Below are 20,954 nucleotides of genomic sequence, written 5' to 3' on the forward strand. Positions count from 1 at the left end.
GGACACGCGTGACCACGACGGCGCCTCGTTCCCGGCAGACCCCCGACGAGCCCGCCCGCGCGGGTCTCGCGGCGCGGGTGTCGCTCGGTCGGGCCTTCCGGCCGGTGCCGAGCGAGTTCCTGCTCATCACGTCGGCGGCGCTCCTGCTCACCGGCTTCGGCCTGGTGATGGTGCTGTCGGCCACCTCGGCTCTCGACGGTGCGCAGAGCCCGTTCGAGCACGTGCTCAAGCAGGGCGTGTTCGCCGTCATCGGCATCCCCCTGATGTTCGTGCTCAGCCGCGCCCCGCTGAAGTTCTGGAAGCGCATGGCGTGGCCGGCGTTGATCCTGGCCACGATGTTCCAGCTGCTGGTGTTCACCCCGCTGGGCATCTCGGCCAACGGAAACCGCAACTGGATCAACCTCGCGGGTATCCAGGCCCAGCCCGCGGAGTTCCTCAAACTCGCGCTCGCGCTGTGGCTGGGCTACGTGCTCTTCCGCAAGCAGACGCTGCTCGGCAACTGGCGCCACGTCTTCATCCCCATCGTTCCGGTGGGGGCGCTCGTCATCGCCACCGTCATGGGGGGCAAAGACCTCGGTACCGCCATGATCCTCGTGCTCGTGCTGCTCGGGGCGCTGTTCTTCTCGGGGGTGCGACTGCGCATCTTCCTGCTGCCGGCGATCGGGGCGATCGGGGCGGTGGCGATGCTCGCCATCACCAGCGCCGACCGCATGCGGCGCATCATGAGCTTCCTCGACCAGGACTGCATCGCGAACTACCTCGGCGACTGCTACCAGCCGCTGCACGGCATCTGGGGTCTGGCCGCCGGGGGAGTGTTCGGGGTGGGCCTGGGCAACTCGGCCGAGAAGTACGACTGGCTCCCGGCCGCGGCGAACGACTACATCTTCGCCATCGTCGGCGAGGAGCTCGGTCTGATCGGCTGCATCGTCGTGCTCGCGCTGTTCGCGCTCTTCGCCGTGGGGGCGTTCCACATCATCCGCCGCACCGACGACCCGTTCGTGCGCATCGTGTGCGGCGCGATCACCATCTGGATCATCGGCCAGGCACTGATCAACGTCGCGGTCGTGCTGCGCGTGTTCCCCGTGCTGGGTGTCCCGTTGCCGTTCATGTCGCAGGGTGGAACCTCGCTGCTGTCGGTGCTCATCGCCTGCGGCGTGCTGCTGTCGTGCGCGCGCACGCTGCCCGACCGCCGCGCCGTCGCCGAGCTTCCCGCGCGCGCCCCGCGGCGCCGTGCGGCGACCGCCCCGGCGACGAAGACCCGCACGCGCTGAGACGCGGGGAGTCGGCGCCGGGCCGCACCGCGCCGTCCGGAACGCGCTCCCGCGTCTCTGAGTAGGCGAACAGCGCACCCGGCCGCGCCCCGCGCCGCCCGGAACGCGCTCCCGCGTCGCTGAGTGGGCGAACAGCCCACCCGTGTCCGCCTCGCGCGGAACGCTCCGCGGTTCTGGCTAGGGTCGTACGGTGACGACTTACCTCCTCGCCGGCGGCGGTACCGCCGGGCACGTGAACCCCCTCCTCGCCGTCGCCGACGGTCTGCGCGCGCGCGATGCGTCGGCCGACGTGCTGGTGCTGGGCACCCGCGAGGGTCTCGAGGCCCGCCTCGTGCCGCTGCGGGGCTACGAGCTGCTCACGGTGGCGAAGGTGCCGTTCCCGCGTCGACCCAACCGGGCAGCGGCCGTGTTCCCGGCCCAGTTCCTGCGGGCGGTCGCGGTGGTGCGCCGCCTGATCCGCGAGCGTGGTGTCGACGTCGTGGTGGGCTTCGGCGGGTATGCCGCTGCCCCCGCGTACGTCGCGGCGCGCCGCGAGCGGGTGCCCTTCGTGGTGCACGAGGCCAACGCCAAGCCGGGGCTGGCGAACGTGCTCGGAGCGCGGGGGGCGGCGGGGGTGGGCGTGGCCTTCGAGGACACACCGCTGCGCGGCGCGCGCGTGGTGGGCATGCCGCTGCGGCGCGAGATCGTCGAGCTCGACCCCGCGGCCCTCCGCGACGAGGCCGCCACCCATTTCGGGTTGGATGCCGCCCGCCCCACGCTCCTCGTCTTCGGCGGCTCGCTCGGGGCGTTGCGACTGAACGCGGCGTTCGGCGAGGCATGGCGAGACGTGCTCGACGCCGGTTGGCAGCTGCTGCACGTCACCGGGCAGAACTCCGACCTGCCCGACCCCGGCGTCGACGGGTACGCCGTCGTGCGGTACGTCGACCGCATGGACCTCGCGTTCGCCCTCGCCGACTTCATCGTCTCTCGCTCGGGTGCGGCCACCGTGAGCGAGATCAGCGCTCTCGGCATCCCCGCCGTGTACGTTCCCTACGCCGTCGGCAACGGCGAGCAGCGGCTGAACGCCGCGGCGGCGGTCCGCGCGGGCGCCGCCCTGCTCATCGACGACGCGGACCTCACCCCCGAGCGCGTGCGGAGCGAGGTGGTGCCGCTGCTGCGCGACGACGAGCGCCGCAACACCATGCGCTCCGCGGCCGCGCGCACCGGCATCCGGGCCGGGACCGAGAACGTCATCGCCCTCGTCGACGAGGCGCTCGCCCGCTGACGCACGCTCCCGGGCGCGCCGAGGCCTGGGCCCCGGGTGGGCGACGTAAACTCGCATTCGCCATGATCAGACCCGACCTGAGTCTCCCCCTCCCCGAGTCCATCTCCTCCGCGCACTTCATCGGTGTCGGCGGCTCGGGCATGTCCGGACTCGCGCGCATGTTCCTCGACCGCGGCATCCGGGTGTCCGGGTCCGATCGCTCCGACAGCGCGGCGCTGCGCGACCTCGCCGCGCGCGGAGCCACGGTGCACGTCGGCCACGACGCGGCGCACCTCGGCGACGCCGACACGGTCGTGCACACGGGGGCGATCTGGCCCGAGAACCCCGAGTTCGTCACGGCGAAGCAGCGGGGGCTGCACGTCATCCACCGCTCGCAGGCGCTGCACTGGCTCATCGGCGGTCGCCGTCTCGTGTCGGTCGCCGGCGCGCACGGCAAGACCACGTCGACCGGCATGATCGTCACGGCGCTGCGTGCCCTCGACGAGGACCCGACGTTCGTCAACGGCGGCGTGATCGCCGACCTCGGCGCCTCCAGCGGCACGGGGGGCGACGAGCTGTTCGTGATCGAGGCCGACGAGTCCGACGGCACGTTCGAGCTGTACGACACCTCGGTGGCGCTCATCACCAACGTCGACCCCGACCACCTCGACCATTACGGCTCGCGCGATGCGTTCGACGCCGCCTTCGCCCGCTTCGCCGATGCCGCGCGCGAGGCCGTCGTCATCTCGTCCGACGACGCCGGCGCCCGCGCGGTGCGCGAGCGCATCACGCACGCCCACGTCGTCACCTTCGGCGAGGATCCCTCCGCCGACGTCCGGCTGACCGGCATCCGCACCGACGGCCCCGTCGCCTTCACACTCACCGCCGACGGCGAGAGCGTCGAGGTGCAGCTGCGCGTCCCCGGTGCGCACAACGCGGTCAACGCCGCGGGTGCCGTCGCGGTGCTGCGCGTGCTCGGCCACCCGCTCGCCGCCGCCGCCCGTGCCGTCGAGGGCTTCGGCGGCACGGTGCGTCGCTTCGAGTTGCACGGGGTGTCGCAGGGCGTCAGCGTCTATGACGACTACGCGCACCACCCCACCGAGGTCGCCGCGGCCCTCTCCGCCGCGCGCACGGTCGTGGGCGAGGGGCGCATCATCGCGATCCAGCAGCCGCACACGTACTCGCGCACGCAGGAGATGTACCGCGAGTTCGCCGAGGTGCTCGAGACGCACGCCGACCACACCGTCATGCTCGACGTCTACGGCGCCCGGGAAGACCCGGTGCCGGGAGTGACGGGCGAGCTCGTCAGCGGCGCCTTCGCCGATCCGGCGCACGTGCACTACGTGCCCGACTGGCAGGCGGCTGCCGACTACACGGCCGACATCGCCCGCCCCGGCGACTACGTCATCACCCTCGGGTGCGGCAACGTCTACCAGATCATCCCGCAGGTGCTCGAGGCGCTCTCCCGCACCGAGGCCGCGGCGGTCTGAGCGTGCGCCGGCCGTCGCCCCTGCCCCCGCCCCCGGCGTCGGAGCAGCCCTCCCGCCGCCGGGTCGACGAGCCCGTCTCCGCACCGCCGACGCGGCATCCCGATCCCGCCGACGAGACCGCGCCCGTGGTGCCGCTCGTGCGGCCGAGCGTCTCGGATGCGAACGGTTCCGAGCCGACCGGCTCCGCGTCGTTCGCGGCGACTCCGGATGCCGAGGGCGCGAGCCTGCGCGACGTCTGGCGTGCCTCGCGCGCCCGTCGTCGTGCGCTCTCCGCCGAGGTGCGGCGCTTCACGGTGCGTCAGCGTCGGCGCCGGCGCGTGTGGATCGGGGTGGCGGCGGCGTTCCTCGTCATGGTGCTCGGCACGGCGGGCGCGGCGTACAGCCCCCTGTTCGCGGTCGAGCGCATCGAGGTCGTGGGCGCGTCGCAGCTCGATGTCGCCGCGGTCACCGACGCCCTCGACGGGCAGGTCGGTACGCCCCTGGCGCTGGTCGACGACAGCGCCGTGAAGGCGGCGCTGGTGCGCTTCCCGCTCGTGGAGTCGTACACGCTCGAGGCGCGGCCCCCGCACGACCTCGTCGTGCGGGTGATGGAACGCACTCCCATCGGCGTGCTGCAGAGCACCGCCGGCTTCACGGTGGTGGATGCCGCGGGCGTCGCCCTGTCGACCACGCCCGACGCGCCCGCGGGCCAGCCGCTGCTCGAGATCGCCGGCGGCACCGATTCCGACGCGTTCCGCGCGGCGGGGCGCGTCATGCGGGCGTTGCCCGATGCCGTGCGCGCGCAGGTGACCGGGGTGTCGGCCTCGACCCCCGACGACGTCACACTGACGCTCGGCGCGACCGGATCGCGTGTGGCCTGGGGCAGTTCCGACCGCTCGGCCGAGAAAGCCGTCGTGCTCGACCGACTGATGGCGAAGAGCCCGCCCGACCGCACGAAAGAGTACGACGTGACCTCGCCCGAGGCGGGCGTCGTCCGCTGATTCCGCCTCGGTCTCCGCGACCGTCTGCGCGCGACCGCTGCCGCGTCCGCGCGCGCCGAAGGGATTTTCCCGATGATCGTCGGGCGCCCCGCGTGTCGCCCCGGTGGCGTCGGGCTGGCCGCATACCTTCGAGCTAAGGAATTGCATACCGGGCAATTCTTTAACCCTCAACATGAGGTTTAAAGTTTCGGGTTCGGGGACAAACGGAGGCCGGCATGAGCCACAACCAGAACTACCTCGCTGTGATCAAGGTCGTCGGCGTCGGCGGTGGCGGCGTCAACGCCGTCAACCGCATGATCGAGCTCGGCCTGCGCGGCGTGGAGTTCATCGCGATCAACACCGACGCACAGGCGCTGCTGATGAGCGACGCCGACGTCAAGCTCGACGTCGGACGCGAGCTCACGCGCGGCCTCGGTGCCGGCGCCGACCCCGAGGTCGGCCGTCGTGCCGCCGAGGATCACGCGGAAGAGATCGAAGAGGCGCTGCGCGGCGCCGACATGGTCTTCGTCACCGCGGGCGAGGGCGGCGGCACGGGCACCGGCGGTGCGCCGGTGGTCGCCAAGATCGCCAAGTCGATCGGCGCCCTCACCATCGGTGTGGTCACCAAGCCGTTCTCCTTCGAGGGGCGTCGCCGACAGAGCCAGGCCGAGGCCGGCGTCGGACGCCTGAAGGAAGAGGTCGACACCCTCATCGTCGTCCCCAACGACCGTCTGCTCGAGATCAGCGACCGCGGCATCTCGATGATCGAGGCCTTCGCGACCGCCGACCAGGTGCTGCTCGCCGGTGTGCAGGGCATCACCGACCTCATCACGACCCCCGGTCTCATCAACCTCGACTTCGCCGACGTGAAGTCGGTCATGCAGGGCGCGGGCTCGGCCCTCATGGGCATCGGCTCGGCGCGGGGAGCGGATCGCGCCATCAAGGCCGCCGAGCTCGCCGTCGAATCGCCCCTGCTCGAGGCCTCGATCGAGGGTGCGCACGGTGTGCTGCTGTCGATCCAGGGCGGATCGAACCTCGGCATCTTCGAGATCAACGACGCCGCCCAGCTGGTGAAGGAGGCCGCGCACCCCGAGGCCAACATCATCTTCGGAACGGTCATCGACGACACCCTCGGCGACGAGGTGCGTGTCACGGTCATCGCCGCCGGATTCGACGGGGGAGAGCCCTCGCTGCGCATCGACGCCGTCGGAGCGCAGCGTTCGGTCGCCGCCCCCGTGGTGCCCGTGATCCCGAGCGACGACGTCGCGCGCGATCTCGACGCCGCCGAGGAGCAGAAGGCCTCGACCGATCGCCCCGCCGAGCGCGCCCCCGAGCGTCGCCCGGAGCCGGCCCCGGTCGCCGCCCGCGTTCCCGAGACGTCGTACGACAGCGGTTACGCCGACGACGACCTCGACGTGCCGGACTTCCTCAAGTAAGCACGAGCGTTAGATGCAGCGGGTCCGGTGATCACCGGGCCCGCTGCGTCGTCGAAGGAGCACCATGGATGCCGCCCTGTCCGATCGCCTCGCCGCCGTCGACGCCCGCATCGCGGATGCCGCCCGCGCGGCGCATCGTGACCCGCACGAGATCACGCGGATCGTCGTGACGAAGTTCCACCCCGTGTCGCTCATCGCCGACCTGTACGCCCTCGGGGTACGCGACGTGGGGGAGAACCGCCAGCAGGAGCTCACCGCCAAGCGAGCCGAGACCGGCGGGCTCGACGGTCTCGTCTGGCATTTCATCGGCCAGGCGCAGACGAACAAGGCCCGCGCGGTGCGGGCGGCGTCGCACGCCGTGCACTCCGTCGACCGGACGCGGATCGCCGACGCCCTCGACGCGGCCGAGGGCGACGGCATCCTGGACGTCCTGTTGCAGGTGAACCTCACCGACGACGCCGGTCGCGGAGGGGTGGCACCCGACGGGGTCGAGAAGCTCGCCGCCCATGTCGCGGGGCTCGAGACGGTGCGCCTGCGGGGTGTCATGGCCGTCGCCCCGCTCGACGAAGAGGCCGCTCACGCCTTCGAGCGTCTGCGCCGCTCGTCCGACGCCGTGCGCCGGGTGGTCGACGACGCGCACTGGATCTCGGCCGGAATGACCGGTGACTTCCCGGAAGCCGTGGCAATGGGCGCGACACACCTGAGGATCGGTTCCGCAATCACGGGCCCGAGGCCCCCGCGCGACTAGCCTCGGATCAGACGAGCGAACGGAGGATGCGATGTCGAACCCCCTCAAGAAGACGATGGTGTACCTGGGCCTCGCCGACGAGGAAGAGACCTATGAGGAGACTGCGCCGCAGCCCATTGCGCGGAAGCAGCCTCAGCAGACGGCTCCGGTCGAGAAGGCTGCTCCGGTGACCCCGCTGCACCGTCCCGCCGTGGTGCGTCAGCCCTCGGTGGGCCCCGTCAGCGAGATCCTCACCGTGCACCCCAAGCAGTACCGGGATGCGCAGACGATCGCCGAGAATTTCCGCGAGGGAATCCCGGTCATCATCAACCTGTCGCAGATGAGCGACGCCGACGCGCGTCGCCTGATCGACTTCGCGAGCGGCCTGTCGCTCGGGCTGTACGGCCGTATCGAGCGGGTGACGAGCAAGGTCTTCCTGCTCTCGCCCGAGAACATCGCCGTCTCCGGCGATGGAGCGATCGCACAGGCCGACCCCGAGGGTGCGCCCTTCGCGCCCCAGTAACCCCTCGTGGCCGTACTGAGCCTGGTCGGCTCGATCCTCAGCGCGATCCTGTTCATCTACATCGTCCTGCTGCTCGCGCGCCTCGTGCTCGAGTACATCCCGATGTTCAACCGGGAATGGCGTCCGCGTGGCGCCACCCTGGTGGCCGCAGAGATCGTCTACACCGTGACGGATCCGCCGATCAAGCTGATCCGCCGCATCATTCCCCCCCTGCGCATCGGGGGTATCGCGTTCGATTTCGGTTTCGCGATCACCCTGTTCGTCTGCTTCATGCTTCTCAGCGTCACCCGGTCGCTCGCGGCCGCCTGACATCCATAGCCGTCGCCCTTCGACACCGACGAAGGGCGACGGCTATGCTGTTCCGAAGCGGTACGCCCCGGTGCGACACCCTTAACAGTTCCGACTCAGAGCTCTCGAAAGAGGAAACACCATGGCACTGACCCCCGATGACGTCGTCACCAAGCAGTTCCAGCACGTCCGCTTCAAGGAGGGCTTCGACCCCGACGAGGTCGACGACTTCCTCGACGAGATCGTCGTCGAGTGGCGCAAGACGATCGCTGAGAACGAAGAGCTGAAGACGAAGCTCGCCGCTCTCGAGTCCGGTGAGGCCGCGCCCGCCGCTGCCGCTCCGGTGGCCGAGACCGCCCAGGTCGAGGAGCCCGTCGTCTCCGAGGTGCCGGCTCCGGCTCCCGTCGCCGCCTCGCCCGCAGCCTCCACCGCCGACGACGCGGCCCCCGTGGCCCAGAGCGCCGGCATCATCGAGCTCGCTCAGCGTCTGCACGACGAGCACGTCGCCGAGGGTAAGGCCCAGCGCGACCAGCTCATCGGCGAGGCGCAGGCGCAGGCGGCGTCCATCGTCGCCGAGGCCGAGCAGAAGGGCCGCGAAGAGCGCGCCCGTCTCGAGAAGGAGCGCACCACGCTCGAGGGACGCATCACCGAGCTCCGCAACTTCGAGCGCGACTACCGCTCGCAGCTGCGTTCCTACATCGAGGGTCAGCTCCGCGACCTCGACACCACGGCATCGTCCTCGGGCTCGACGCCGGTGTCGGCGATCGGTCTGTAGGACCACTCTTTGCGCAGTCGATCTCCTCTGCGTCCGGCGGCGGCCGGCATCGTCATCGCGATTCTCGCGGTGGTGGTGCTGGCCGCCGACCAGTTGGCGAAGACCGTCGCCATCGACAACCTCCCCCCGGAGCGCGTCGTCCCGGTGATCGGTGAAGCCCTGCAGTTCTACCTCGTCCGAAACCCCGGAGCCGCCTTCTCGCTCGGCGAGAGCGTGACCTGGGTGTTCACCATCGCTCTGGCCGTGGTCGCGGTGGTCATCGCGTATCTCGCGGTCCGACGGGTGCGCTCGCGCCTGTGGGCCGTCGTGCTCGGCCTGCTCCTCGGCGGTGTCCTCGGCAACCTCACCGACCGCCTGCTCCGCGAGCCCGGCTTCCCGGTCGGCCACGTCGTGGACTTCATCTCCACCCCGTGGATGATGCCGGCCATCTACAACGTCGCCGACATCTTCATCGTCTCGATGATGATCTCGGTGGCGATCCTCGTCCTCTCGGGTCTGCGACTCGACGGCACCCGTGAAACCCGCGCGTCGCGCGCCGCCGAGGCGGCTGCAGACGACGGCGTCGTCGATGCGTCGACCGACACGGGTGCGCGCTGACATGGAGTCGCGGAGCCTGCCCGTCCCCGACGGGCTCGACGGAACGCGCGTCGACCAGGCGCTCGCCAAGATGCTGGGGTTCTCCCGCACCTTCGCCGCCGAGGTCGCCGACGCCGGGGGAGTGAGTGTCGACGGTCGCCCCGCCGGCCGGTCCGACCGCCTGCGCGCGGGCACCTGGTTGAGCGTCGAATGGGAGCCCAAGCGCGACCCCGAGATCATCCCGGTCGCCGTGCCCGATCTGGGGATCGTCCACGACGACGACGACATCGTCGTGGTCGACAAGCCGGCGGGCGTCGCCGCGCACCCCTCCGTCGGGTGGGACGGGCCCACGGTGCTCGGCGCCCTGGCCGCGGGCGGCTTCCGCATCGCCACCAGCGGCCCGGCCGAGCGCCGGGGCGTCGTTCATCGTCTCGACGCCGGTACGAGCGGGCTCATGGTCGTCGCCAAGACCGAGCGCGCCTACACACTCCTCAAGAGCGCCTTCAAAGAGCGCGAGGTCGAGAAGATCTACCACGCGGTGGTGCAGGGGCACCCCGACCCCCTCGCGGGAACGATCGACGCACCCATCGGGCGGCATCCGCACCACTCGTGGAAGTTCGCCGTGACCCCCGAGGGAAAAGACTCGGTCACGCACTACGAGACCCTCGAGGCGTTCCCCCGCGCGTCACTGCTCGAGATCCATCTCGAGACCGGACGCACGCATCAGATCCGTGTGCACATGGCCGCGCACCGGCATCCGTGCGCGGGGGATCCGCTCTACGGCGCCGACCCGACCCTGTCGGCGCGCCTGGGGCTCACGCGGCAGTGGTTGCACGCCCATCGGCTGGCCTTCAGCCACCCCGGTACGGGGGAGTGGGTGTCGTTCGAGTCGCCGTACCCCGCCGATCTCGCGAGCGCGCTCGAGATCCTCTCCGACTCGATCTGATCTCGACATCGGGCGCGAACAGGATGCCGGACCCCGGCGACGCGCCCGGGGACGACACGCGAACTGGGCGTCCGCCGCGAACTTCCGGAACCGATGTCGGAGGCCGAACGTACACTCGGTACGTGGCAGCAGACTCCTTCGTTCACCTTCATGTTCACAGTGAATATTCGATGCTCGACGGTGCGGCCCGCATCGGACCGATGGTCCAAGAAGCGGCGAAGCAGGGCATGTCGGCCATCGCCGTCACCGACCACGGCAACACCTTCGCGGCCTACGAGTTCTACAAGACCGCGAAAGACGCCGGCATCAAGCCGATCATCGGCATCGAGGCGTACGTCACGCCGGGCACCCATCGTTCCGACAAGACCCGCGTGCGCTGGGGCACCCCCGAGCAGCAGGGCGACGACGTCTCGGGCTCCGGTGCGTACACGCACATGACGCTGCTGTCCGAGACCACCGAGGGCATGCACAACCTGTTCCGGTTGTCGTCCAAGGCGAGCATGGAGGGCTACTACTTCAAGCCCCGCATGGACCGCGAGCTGCTGCAGACCTACGGCAAGGGGCTCATCGCCACCACCGGGTGCCCCTCGGGCGAGGTGCAGACGCGTCTTCGACTCGGGCAGTACGAGGCCGCGCGCGCCGCGGCGGCGGAGTTCCAGGACATCTTCGGCAAAGAGAACTACTTCGCCGAGATCATGGACCACGGACTCTCGATCGAGCGTCGCGTCATGAGCGATCTGCTCAAGATCTCCAAGGACCTCGACATCCCCCTGGTCGGCACCAACGACCTCCACTACACCCACCAGCACGACGCCACGAGTCACGCGGCGCTGCTGTGCGTGCAGTCGGGATCGACGCTCGACGATCCCAAGCGCTTCCGCTTCGACGGCGACGGGTACTACGTCAAGTCGCCCGCCGAGATGCGGCAGGTGTTCCGCGACAACCCCGAAGCCTGCGACAACACGCTGCTCATCGCCGAGCGGTGCGAGGTCGAGTTCAACACCTCGGCCAACTACATGCCGCGCTTCCCGGTCCCCGCGGGCGAGACCGAAGACAGCTGGATGATCAAAGAGGTCGAGAACGGCCTCCACGACCGCTACCCGGGCGGTATCCCCGACGCCGTGCGCAAGCAGGCCGAGTACGAGACCGGCGTCATCCTGCAGATGGGGTTCCCGGGCTACTTCCTCGTCGTCGCCGACTTCATCAACTGGGCCAAGGACCACGGCATCCGCGTCGGCCCCGGCCGTGGATCCGGCGCGGGCTCCATGGTCGCCTATGCGATGAAGATCACCGACCTCGACCCGCTGCAGCACGGCCTCATCTTCGAGCGCTTCCTCAACCCCGACCGCGTCTCGATGCCCGACTTCGACGTCGACTTCGACGACCGTCGTCGTGGCGAGGTGATCCAGTACGTCACCGAGAAGTACGGCGACGAGCGCGTCGCGCAGATCGTCACGTACGGCACGATCAAGGCCAAGCAGGCGCTGAAAGACGCCGGGCGCGTGCTCGGTTTCCCCTTCAGCATGGGCGACCGGCTCACCAAGGCCATGCCCCCCGCCGTGATGGGCAAAGACATGCCGCTCGACGGCATGTTCAACCCCGAGCACCCGCGATACAAAGAGGCGAGCGAGTTCCGCACGCTGATCGAGACCGACGCCGAGGCGAAGACGGTCTTCGACACCGCCCTGGGCCTCGAGAACCTGAAGCGCCAGTGGGGCGTGCACGCGGCCGGCGTCATCATGTCGAGCGAGCCGCTGATCGACATCATCCCGATCATGCGCCGCGAGCAGGACGGCCAGATCGTCACGCAGTTCGACTACCCCGCGTGCGAGTCGCTCGGCCTGATCAAGATGGACTTCCTGGGGCTGCGCAACCTCACCATCATCAACGACGCCCTCGACAACATCGAGGCCAACCGCGGGCACCCCCTCGTGCTCGAAGACCTCGAACTCGACGACGTGGCCTCGTACGAGCTGCTCGCCCGCGGCGACACGCTCGGCGTGTTCCAGCTCGACGGTGGTCCCATGCGCTCGCTTCTGCGGCTCATGCGCCCCGACAACTTCGAGGACATCTCGGCGGTGCTCGCGCTGTACCGCCCGGGTCCCATGGGCGTGAACTCGCACATCAACTACGCCCTGCGAAAGAACCGGCAGCAAGAGATCGAGCCGATCCACCCCGAACTCGAGGAGCCCCTCGCCGACATCCTCGACACGACGTACGGGCTGATCGTCTATCAGGAGCAGGTGATGGCCGTCGCGCAGCGCGTGGCCGGGTACACCCTGGGCCAGGCCGACCTGCTGCGTCGCGCGATGGGCAAGAAGAAGAAGAGCGAGCTCGACAAGCAGAAAGAGACGTTCTTCGGTGGCATGACCGAGCGCGGGTTCGGCGACGCCGCGCAGCAGACCCTGTGGAAGGTGCTCGAGTCGTTCGCCGACTACGCCTTCAACAAGGCGCACACCGCCGCCTACGGTCTCGTCTCGTACTGGACGGCCTACCTCAAGGCGCACTACCCGGCCGAGTACATGGCCGCGCTGCTGACGAGCGTCGGCGACTCGAAAGACAAGATGGCGGTGTACCTCAACGAGTGCCGTCGCATGGGCATCAAGGTTCTGCCGCCCGACGTCAACGAGTCGATCCGGTTCTTCGCGGCCGTCGGCGAAGACATCCGCTTCGGCCTGGGCGCGATCCGCAACGTCGGCACCAACGTCGTCGACGGCATCGTCTCGGCGCGCCAAGACGCCCCGTACACCTCGTTCCACGACTTCCTGTCGAAGGTGCCCGTGCACGTGGCGAACAAGCGCACCGTCGAGTCGCTCATCAAGGCCGGGGCCTTCGACACGCTCGGGTCGACGCGACGGTCGCTCATCGAGGTGCACGAGGACGCCTGCGAGGGCGCCGTGCTCGACAAGCGGCGAGAAGCCAACGGCGAGGTCGGGTTCGACTTCGACTCGCTCTGGGACGAACCGCAGCAGGTGCAGAAGGTTCCCGAGCGGCCGGAATGGACGAAGAAGGACAAGCTCGCCTTCGAGCGCGAGATGCTCGGCCTGTACGTGTCCGATCACCCGCTCGCCGGGCTCGAGGTGCCGTTGGCCAAGCACGCGTCGACCTCGATCCACGACCTGCTGGCCTCCGAAGACGTCCAGGACGGCGACCAGGTCACCGTCGCGGGTCTGCTCACGAGCGTGCAGCACCGCGTCGCGAAGCAGAGCGGCAACCCCTACGGCATGGTCACCATCGAGGACTTCAACGGTGAGGTGACCGTGATGTTCATGGGCAAGACGTACGCCGAGTTCTCGCCGGCGCTCGTGGCCGACGGCATCATGGTCATCCGAGGGCGCGTATCGCGACGCGATGACGGTCTCAACCTGCACGCCCAGAGCGCCTTCGCGCCCGATCTTGAAGGTCTCGACGAGACCGGCGGGCTCACACTGATGGTGCCCGAGCAGCGGGCGAGCGAAGCGCTCGTCGGAGAACTGGCGCAGATGCTGCGTCGCCATTCAGGCAGTACAGAGGTCGTTCTCAAACTCCACAAGGGCAGCACAGCCAAGGTCTTCGAGGTGCCGATGCCGGTGCGGGTGACCGCCGACCTGTTCGGGGAGCTCAAGGGTCTGCTCGGCCCCAACTGCCTCGGCTGACGACCACTTCGCGCGCCGAAACGCGCGCGCCGCAATCCCCGGCGGTGCCGAACCCCCGCTGGTTACGATGACCGGGCGTTCCGCCGCCCTTCGGAAAGGACCACCGTGACCGATCACACCCCCCACGACCGCGCGACGGCGCCGGGTACTCCCGGCACCGCCCGCGACGTCGACCAGATCCTCGCGCCGGACGCCCCGGCGTACGACGCGTCCGCCTCCGCCGACACGGCTTCCTCCGACAGCGCCTCCGCCGCCGACGCCTCTTCCGAGAACGCCTCCCTCGACCACGCTTCCCCCGACGCCGCCGACCACGCGCACGATGGCGCGGCGAACCCCGCCTCCGCCGGCGACGACCCGCACGGCGACGCCGGGCGTGTCTCCACCGGCGACCGCGTCGACGAGGGTGCGCCGCCCCGCGCGTCCACCGCCGACGGCACCGCGCACCCGGGCGATGCGCCGCAGTTCGGCGTCGGACCGTTCTCGGTCCGCGAAGTCGCACTGCTGGGCACGTGGATCCTCGCCTTCTTCGTCTCGTTCTTCCGCACCAACATCCTCGATTCGCCGTCGGGAGTGCTCGTCGGTGGGGTCAACGTGTGGTCTTCGGGGCTGTGGTGGATCCCGGCGATGGCTCTGCCGACGGCAGCTGTCGGTCTGATCGCGCTGCGCCGCCTGTCGCCCCAGGGCATTCGTCGCGTCGGTTCGCTCGGGATCGACCAGTTCGCCTCGGTGGCGTTCTCGATCTCCGCCCTCGTGTGGGTCGCGTGGGTGTGGGACACCGTCGCGGTGTTCGGTGACACGGGCATCTGGACGCGCTCGTGGGTGGTCTGGGTCGAGGCCGTGCTCCTTCTCGCGGGTGTGGTGCTCACCGTGGCGGGTCCGTGGATCCCGCCGTTCTCGCGCGACTTCCGCGGTCGTGACGAGGTCGCCGCGCACCGCAACGCGCGCCCGATCCGCCCGGTCGTGCCGCGCCCGCGCACCCCGCGGCCCGTGCACGTCGCCGCCGGTGCGCCCGTGACCGACGACCACGACGGGTCGCGCCCCGACTCCGCGTCGGCGCACGACGAGGCGCCGGTGCCCGGCAGCTACACCGGTTCGACCGACCTGACGCACGAGGGCGCCCCGGCCACCAGCGTGCTCCCCACGCACGCCGACGACCACAACGACACCGACGTCTTCGCTCCCCTCCGCGGCGACGACCACGATGGTCGTGGAGTCCGCGACGAAGATCCCCGGCACGATCACACGTCCGATGCGTCGAGCCAGGATGGTCAGGACGACCACCGGCACGCGCCCCACCACGCCCAGGCGTTCTGGGCGCTGGCCCCCGTCGAGCGCGAGGTCGTCGACGACTACGGCACGCCCATCTTCCGGGTCGGGCCGACCGCCTGGGCCCTGGTGGTCGAGGACCGCGGCGAGACGTTCGTCATCCGTCACGATGACGGTCGCATCGGCTACCTCCACGACGTCTCGGGCGTCACCCGCGGCTGACCCGCGCGGCTGAGGACCGCCTGCGAGCCGCCCGCCGCGCGCGGAGCGGCTCGCAGGCGGCCGGTAGCCTGGACTCATGCTTCGCACGATCGATCTCCGCGGCCGCGTGCTCTCGCCGGCCGAGCTCCTCGCTGTGGTTCCGCGCGCCGAGGCCGCCCGCGATGAGGCCCTCGCCACCGCCGCCCGTCTGGTCGACGATGTCGCGCGACGGGGCGAAGAGGCGCTCCGCGAACAGGCCGCCCGTTTCGACCGCGTCAGCGACCACGTCATCCGCGTGCCCGCCGCGCACCTCGACGAGGCCCTGCGCGATCTCGACCCGGCGATCCGGGCCGCCCTCGATGAGGCGATCTCGCGTGTGCGCGCGGCATCCGCCGCTCAGGTTCCGGCCCCCGTGGTCACCGAGCTGGGCGCGGGTGCGCGTGTCACGCAGCGGTGGCAACCCGTGCGCCGCGTCGGTCTCTACGTTCCGGGCGGTAAGGCCGTCTACCCGTCGAGCGTGGTGATGAACGTCGTTCCCGCGCAGGTCGCGGGCGTGCGCGAGGTGGCACTGGCCTCTCCCGCGCAGTCGGCCTTCGGGGGGCGTGTGCACCCCGTGATCCTGGCCGCCGCGCGTCTGCTCGGCGTCACCGAGGTGTACGCGATGGGCGGGGCCGGTGCCATCGGCGCCTTCGCGTACGGCGTGGCCGAGATCGGTCTCGACCCGGTCGATGTCGTCACCGGACCGGGCAACAACTTCGTGGCCTCGGCCAAGCGCGCGGTCGCCGGCCGGGTGGGAACCGACTCCGAGGCCGGTGCGACCGAGATCCTCGTCGTGGCCGATGCCTCGGCGCGCCCCGATCTGGTCGCCGCCGACCTCGTCAGCCAGGCCGAGCACGACGAGCAGGCCTCGGCCGTCCTCGTCACCGACTCCGTCGAGCTCGCCGACGCCGTGCGGGCGGCGCTGCCGGACCGGGTCGCCGCCACCCGTCACACCGACCGGGTCATCGCCGCGTTCGACGGTCCGCAGTCGGCCGTGGTGCTCGTCGACGACATCGCCCAGGCCACCGCGTTCAGCAATGCCTACGCGCCCGAGCACCTCGAGCTGCAATTGTCCGACCCCCGCCCCGAGGACTTCGTCAACGCGGGTGCCGTTTTCGTCGGTCCCTACACGCCGGTGAGCCTCGGTGACTACCTGGCGGGCAGCAACCACGTGCTGCCGACCGGGGGACAGGCCCGGTACGGAGCCGGGCTGTCGGCGTCGACGTTCCTGCGACCTCAGCAGGTCATCGAGTACGACCGCGCGGCGCTCGCCCAGGTGCGCGACGCCATCGTCGTCCTCGCCGAGGCCGAGGCGCTGCCCGCGCACGGCGAGGCCGTGACCGCGCGTTTCGACGCGTAGTCTGGCGCCGTCATGCACTGCCCGTTCTGCCGCCACCCCGACTCCCGCGTCATCGATTCGCGCACGAGCGACGACGGTCTGAGCATCCGTCGTCGTCGTCAGTGCCCCAACTGCGGAGGGCGCTTCTCGACGGTCGAGACGGCCGGCCTGAACGTCATCAAACGCTCGGGCGTGGTCGAACCCTTCAGCCGCGAGAAGGTCATGTCGGGTGCCCGAAAGGCCTGTCAGGGTCGACCCGTCACCGACGCCGACCTCGCCGTGCTCGCCCAGAAGGTCGAAGAGGCCATCCGCCAGACGGGGTCGTCGCAGATCGAGGCCAACGAGATCGGCCTCTCGATCCTCGGACCGCTCCGCGAGCTCGACGAGGTCGCCTACCTGCGCTTCGCCAGCGTCTACCAGGCGTTCGACTCGCTCGACGACTTCGACGCGGCCATCGCGCAGCTGCGCGCCGACCACGCGGCACGACCGACCGCGGCGCCCGACGACAGCGACGACGTCCAGTAACCTGGCGGGGATGTATCCCCTTCTCTTCCGCACGGTCCTGACCCGCCTCGACCCCGAGTTCGCCCACCACCTCGGTGCGCTCGTGATCCGTGTCGCGGGCGTCGAGCCGGTGGCATCCGTCGTCCGTCGGTTCACGGCGCCCCCCGCGGGCCACGGAGTGGATGCGCTCGGACTGCACTTCGATTCGCCGTTCGGAGTCGCGGCGGGCTTCGACAAGAACGTCACCATGGTGCGGGGACTCGGCGCGCTCGGGTTCGGACACGTCGAGGTCGGAACGGTCACGGCGCTCCCGCAGCCCGGCAACCCCCGTCCGCGTCTGTTCCGCCTCGTCGCCGACCGTGCGGTCATCAACCGCATGGGGTTCAACAACGACGGCGCGGCGGCGGCGGCGGCGAAGCTGCGGCGGCTGCGTCGTGCGCGGCGTCGTCCGGTGATCGGCGTCAACATCGGCAAGAGCCGCGTGGTCGCCGTCGACGACGCCACCACCGACTACGTGCGCAGCGCCCGCCTGTTGGCGCCGCTGGCCGACTACCTCGTGGTGAACGTGTCGTCGCCGAACACCCCCGGCCTGCGCGGACTGCAAGCGGTCGAGACGCTCCGCCCCCTGCTGACGGAGGTTCGGGATGCCGCGGGGGACACCCCGCTGCTGGTGAAGATCGCTCCGGATCTCGACGACGCCGAGGTGCAGGACATCGCGCGCCTCGCGGTCGATGCGGGACTCGCCGGCATCATCGCCACCAACACCACCATCTCGCGTTCGGGGCTCTCCACCGATGCCGCGAAGGTCGAGGCAGCGGGAGCGGGTGGCCTGTCGGGGGCGCCCCTCAGAGCGCGTGCCGCCGAGGTGCTCCGACTCGTGCGGACCGCCGTTCCGGCGGAGTTCGTGGTCATCTCGGCCGGGGGAGTAGAGACCGCCGACGACGTGCGCGACCGCCTCGCCGCCGGCGCGACGCTGGTGCAGGGCTACACCGGCTTCCTGTATCGCGGTCCACTGTGGGCCCGGCAGATCAGCCGCGGTCTCGCCGCGCGACGCTGACCCGGAGCGCGCCGGCCCGATTTGCCGACCCGGAGGGCGCGGGCTGCGATTCGCTGACCCGGAGCGCGCCGGTGGCGGCCCCGGAAACGACGAAGCGGCGCGCCCGGAGGCGCGCCGCTTCGAGGAGATCGGTCGTGTCAGACGGGGTACTGCCCGCGCTTGACCTGCGGCTTGGGCAGACGCATGAACCGCATCTGCACGGTGCGCATCGCCGCGTACCAGCCGAGACCCTTCTCGAGCTTGCTCTCGCCGAACTTCTCTTTCGCGGCGCGCTTGACGCGGATCGAGGTGATGATCATGTCGCCGACGACGAACAGGATGAAGATCCACAGCGCCACGAACGACCAGTACTGGAAGAACGCGACGGGGATCAGCGTCGCCACGATCACGAGGACCATGAACGGCATGACGCCCTCACCGAGGTGCCAGCCCGCGTCGACGAAGTCGCGTCCGAAGCGGCGCTGCGGACCGCGGTCGCGCACCGGGAGGTAGCGCTCCTCGCCGGCGGCCATGCCGACGCGGGCCTTCTCGCGCTGGGCGGCGAGCTCGGCTCGGGCGCGGGCCTTGGCCTCTTTGGTGTCGGGGACGAGCGGGCGCTTGCGGGCGGCCTCTTGCTCGGCGCGCGACGGGGTCGCGCGACCCTTACCCGATCCGAGGACCGTCGGCTCGACGGGGGTGTCGTTGGGGGCGGGGGCGGGGGACTTGGCCACGGGTTACCTCGGCAGTTCGCGGATCGGGAGATCTAAGATTACCCGCATGACCCCCGACCTGTCCCGGCACGAGGCTGTGCATCGCGCAGCCGACGCCGGCATCCCCGCCGCCCTGTCCGATCTCGGCTCCCTCGTACGCATCCCGTCGATCGCGTGGCCGTCGTTCGATCAGTCCGCCCTCGTCGAGAGCGCTGACGCCGTCGCCGCCCTGTTGAGGGGCACCGGCGTCTTCGATTCCGTCGAGGTAGCGCGTGCCGCGATTCCCGGCACCGACGAGATGGGACAGCCCGCCGTGCTGGCGTCGCGAGCCGCTCGCAACGGTCGGCCCACCGTTCTTCTGTATGCGCACCACGACGTCCAGCCTCCCGGCGACGAAGCCCTGTGGGACTCACCGCCCTTCGAACCCACCGTGCGCGACGGCCGCCTCTACGGCCGCGGCGCCGCCGACGACAAGGCGGGGGTCATGGCCCACGTCGGTGCCATCCGCGCCGTGAGCGAAGTCCTCGGAGACGACCTCGACCTGGGCATCGCGGTGTTCATCGAGGGCGAAGAGGAGTACGGCTCGCGCTCGTTCGGGCAGTTCCTCTCCGACAACGCCGAGGTGCTGCGCTCCGACGTGATCGTCGTCGCCGACTCGGGCAACTGGGACGACCGCACCCCCGGTCTCACGGTGTCGCTCCGCGGGAACGCGCGCTTCACGCTCACCGTGCGCACCCTCGAGCACGCATCGCACTCCGGCATGATGGGCGGCGCCGTCCCGGATGCCATGCTCGCCACGGTGAAGCTGCTCGCGACGCTGTGGGACGACGACGGCGCCGTCGCCGTCGACGGTCTCCTCGAGCGCGACGCCCCCACGCCCGACTACAGCGAAGAGACCCTGCGCGCCGAGTCGGGACTGCTCGACGGGGTGCGGCCGATCGGCCGCGACGCCATCCTCAGCCGGATCTGGAACAAGCCGTCGGTCACGATCACCGGCTGGGACGCCACGCCCGTCGACTCGGCGTCGAACACCCTCGCCCCGCAGACCCGCGTGGTGATCAGCGCCCGCGTCGCCCCGGGGCAGGACGCCCATGAGGCCTACCGGGCGATCGAGGCGCACTTGCGCGCCCATGCGCCGTTCGGCGCGCAGCTGGAGTTCACCGACGTCGACTGCGGCGACGCGTTCCTCGTCGACACGAGCGGATGGGCCGTCGAAGACGCTCGCGCCTCGTTCGCCGACGGGTACGGCGTGGACTCGGTCGACGTCGGCGTCGGCGGATCGATCCCCTTCATCGCCGACCTCGTGCGCGAGTTCCCGAGCGCCCAGATTCTCGTGACCGGTGTCGAGGACCCCCACGCTCGCGCGCACAGCCCGAACGAGTCGCTGCACCTCGACACGTTCCGCAACGCCCTGGTGTCGGAGGCCCTCCTGCTGACGCGTTTGAACGAGCGCACCGTCTGAGCGGACCGCGGGGCCGTGGCGGGCGTAGACTCGTCACGTCCCCGCGACCGATCAACCGAAGGGCATCGCCATGACCGACACCACACTGTCGTCCTCCGCCGAGACCCGCGAGCACGGTGTCGGCCTCACCGCCGCCGCCTCCGACAAGGTGAAGAGCCTGCTCTCGCAGGAGGGTCGCGACGACCTTCGTCTGCGCGTGGCCGTTCAGCCCGGCGGATGCTCCGGACTCATCTACCAGCTCTACTTCGACGAGCGTTACCTCGACGGTGATAAGGTCGCCGATTTCGACGGCGTCGAGGTCATCGTCGACGACATGAGCGTTCCGTACCTCGACGGTGCGAACATCGACTTCAAGGACACGATCTCGGAGCAGGGCTTCACGATCGACAACCCCAACGCCGGCGGTTCCTGCGCCTGCGGCGACAGCTTCCACTGATCTCAGCCGCCGTTTCACGGCGCCCCATCGAGAACCCCCGGACCCCGGATCACACCGCGGAACCCGGGGGTTCTCGATGTCTCGGCACTGGA

19 protein-coding genes are annotated in these 20,954 nt (G+C 70.4%); 18 read left to right on the forward strand and 1 reads right to left on the reverse strand.

The features are described 5' to 3' along the window. Nucleotides 1–8: 8 nt before the first annotated feature. From ftsW to ASG45_RS08595, 16 genes are all read left to right on the forward strand, one after another. On the forward strand, nucleotides 9–1,271 hold the full coding sequence (ftsW, locus tag ASG45_RS08520) for a putative lipid II flippase FtsW (RefSeq protein WP_055835531.1): 1,263 nt from the start codon (nucleotides 9–11) through the stop codon (nucleotides 1,269–1,271). 190 nt (nucleotides 1,272–1,461) lie between these two features. Next, nucleotides 1,462–2,535: a UDP-N-acetylglucosamine--N-acetylmuramyl-(pentapeptide) pyrophosphoryl-undecaprenol N-acetylglucosamine transferase gene (locus tag ASG45_RS08525; RefSeq protein WP_055835532.1), complete on the forward strand. Its 1,074-nt coding sequence runs from the start codon at nucleotides 1,462–1,464 to the stop codon at nucleotides 2,533–2,535. A gap of 62 nt (nucleotides 2,536–2,597) precedes the next feature. After that, on the forward strand, nucleotides 2,598–4,004 hold the full coding sequence (gene murC / locus ASG45_RS08530) for a UDP-N-acetylmuramate--L-alanine ligase (RefSeq protein ID WP_055835535.1): 1,407 nt from the start codon (nucleotides 2,598–2,600) through the stop codon (nucleotides 4,002–4,004). Between the two features lie 2 nt (nucleotides 4,005–4,006). After that, on the forward strand, nucleotides 4,007–4,984 hold the full coding sequence (locus ASG45_RS08535) for an FtsQ-type POTRA domain-containing protein (RefSeq protein ID WP_055835538.1): 978 nt from the start codon (nucleotides 4,007–4,009) through the stop codon (nucleotides 4,982–4,984). 215 nt (nucleotides 4,985–5,199) lie between these two features. Continuing rightward, entirely contained in the window at nucleotides 5,200–6,399 is a 1,200-nt protein-coding gene (ftsZ, locus tag ASG45_RS08540; RefSeq protein WP_055835541.1) for a cell division protein FtsZ, read from the forward strand. 64 nt (nucleotides 6,400–6,463) lie between these two features. Further along, complete coding sequence (locus ASG45_RS08545; RefSeq protein ID WP_055835544.1) at nucleotides 6,464–7,147, forward strand: YggS family pyridoxal phosphate-dependent enzyme; 684 nt, start codon at nucleotides 6,464–6,466, stop codon at nucleotides 7,145–7,147. 31 nt (nucleotides 7,148–7,178) lie between these two features. Then, entirely contained in the window at nucleotides 7,179–7,649 is a 471-nt protein-coding gene (locus ASG45_RS08550; RefSeq protein ID WP_055835547.1) for a cell division protein SepF, read from the forward strand. Nucleotides 7,650–7,655: 6 nt separating this feature from the next. Further along, entirely contained in the window at nucleotides 7,656–7,958 is a 303-nt protein-coding gene (locus ASG45_RS08555) for a YggT family protein (RefSeq protein WP_055835550.1), read from the forward strand. A 121-nt stretch (nucleotides 7,959–8,079) separates the two neighbouring features. Further along, nucleotides 8,080–8,712: a DivIVA domain-containing protein gene (locus ASG45_RS08560; RefSeq protein ID WP_055835553.1), complete on the forward strand. Its 633-nt coding sequence runs from the start codon at nucleotides 8,080–8,082 to the stop codon at nucleotides 8,710–8,712. Between the two features lie 9 nt (nucleotides 8,713–8,721). Continuing rightward, the gene (gene lspA, locus ASG45_RS08565) at nucleotides 8,722–9,309 is read left to right on the forward strand and encodes a signal peptidase II (RefSeq protein WP_055835556.1); all 588 of its coding nucleotides are present in this window, start codon (nucleotides 8,722–8,724) and stop codon (nucleotides 9,307–9,309) included. A 1-nt stretch (nucleotide 9,310) separates the two neighbouring features. Then, complete coding sequence (locus tag ASG45_RS08570; protein WP_055835559.1) at nucleotides 9,311–10,234, forward strand: RluA family pseudouridine synthase; 924 nt, start codon at nucleotides 9,311–9,313, stop codon at nucleotides 10,232–10,234. Between the two features lie 170 nt (nucleotides 10,235–10,404). After that, complete coding sequence (gene dnaE / locus ASG45_RS08575; RefSeq protein ID WP_055835562.1) at nucleotides 10,405–13,869, forward strand: DNA polymerase III subunit alpha; 3,465 nt, start codon at nucleotides 10,405–10,407, stop codon at nucleotides 13,867–13,869. 105 nt (nucleotides 13,870–13,974) lie between these two features. Beyond that, nucleotides 13,975–15,357: a hypothetical protein gene (locus ASG45_RS16615; protein WP_055835565.1), complete on the forward strand. Its 1,383-nt coding sequence runs from the start codon at nucleotides 13,975–13,977 to the stop codon at nucleotides 15,355–15,357. 76 nt (nucleotides 15,358–15,433) lie between these two features. After that, nucleotides 15,434–16,735, forward strand: coding sequence for a histidinol dehydrogenase (gene hisD, locus ASG45_RS08585; RefSeq protein ID WP_055835567.1), 1,302 nt, complete (start codon nucleotides 15,434–15,436; stop codon nucleotides 16,733–16,735). Nucleotides 16,736–16,747: 12 nt separating this feature from the next. After that, complete coding sequence (gene nrdR / locus ASG45_RS08590; protein ID WP_055835570.1) at nucleotides 16,748–17,239, forward strand: transcriptional regulator NrdR; 492 nt, start codon at nucleotides 16,748–16,750, stop codon at nucleotides 17,237–17,239. A gap of 10 nt (nucleotides 17,240–17,249) precedes the next feature. Further along, nucleotides 17,250–18,275, forward strand: coding sequence for a quinone-dependent dihydroorotate dehydrogenase (locus ASG45_RS08595; RefSeq protein ID WP_055835573.1), 1,026 nt, complete (start codon nucleotides 17,250–17,252; stop codon nucleotides 18,273–18,275). Nucleotides 18,276–18,412: 137 nt separating this feature from the next. Here the strand turns inward: ASG45_RS08595 and ASG45_RS08600 are convergent, their stop codons facing one another. After that, nucleotides 18,413–18,985, reverse strand: a complete 573-nt coding sequence (locus ASG45_RS08600) for a DUF3043 domain-containing protein (protein WP_055835576.1) — start codon at nucleotides 18,983–18,985, stop codon at nucleotides 18,413–18,415. A 46-nt stretch (nucleotides 18,986–19,031) separates the two neighbouring features. Here ASG45_RS08600 and ASG45_RS08605 point away from each other — a divergent pair, with 46 nt between their 5' ends. Further along, a complete protein-coding gene (locus ASG45_RS08605) occupies nucleotides 19,032–20,426 on the forward strand; it encodes a dipeptidase (RefSeq protein WP_055835579.1) in 1,395 nt (464 codons plus the stop codon). A 70-nt stretch (nucleotides 20,427–20,496) separates the two neighbouring features. Further along, the gene (locus ASG45_RS08610) at nucleotides 20,497–20,862 is read left to right on the forward strand and encodes a HesB/IscA family protein (RefSeq protein ID WP_055835582.1); all 366 of its coding nucleotides are present in this window, start codon (nucleotides 20,497–20,499) and stop codon (nucleotides 20,860–20,862) included. Nucleotides 20,863–20,954: the final 92 nt, after the last annotated feature.

The organism is Microbacterium sp. Leaf436 (genome assembly GCF_001424715.1).
GTDB lineage: Bacteria > Actinomycetota > Actinomycetes > Actinomycetales > Microbacteriaceae > Microbacterium.